Raw genomic sequence first — 229 nt, 5'->3', positions numbered from 1 at the left:
GCGTCGCGTGGGCGCGTATTTGTTTATAAGACACACCCCGCACCCTGAACTATTTCGACCGCGATAACAACCGCGCGGCCCTCATGAAGGCGGGCTTCCTCACGCGTGACGCCCGCGTCATCGAGCGCAAGAAGGCCGGTCTCAAGACGGCCCGCAAGGCGTCGCAGTTCTCGAAGCGCTGAGCGCCTGACGGTGGGAGATCGCATGCCGCGTCTGTTCGGTACCGACG

At 63.8% G+C, this 229-nt stretch carries 1 pseudogene; it reads left to right on the top strand.

What is annotated here, in order from left to right:
• Nucleotides 1–38: 38 nt before the first annotated feature.
• Nucleotides 39–182, top strand: a pseudogene (rpsI, locus tag QCD68_RS17345) (30S ribosomal protein S9); the annotation flags it as partial.
• Between the last annotated feature and the right edge of the window lie 47 nt (nt 183–229).

It is taken from the genome of Curtobacterium sp. PsM8, assembly GCF_030433875.1.
Lineage (GTDB): Bacteria > Actinomycetota > Actinomycetes > Actinomycetales > Microbacteriaceae > Curtobacterium.
The sequence above is the reverse complement of the archived record's forward strand: the minus strand, read 5'-3'. Positions and strand labels throughout refer to the sequence as shown.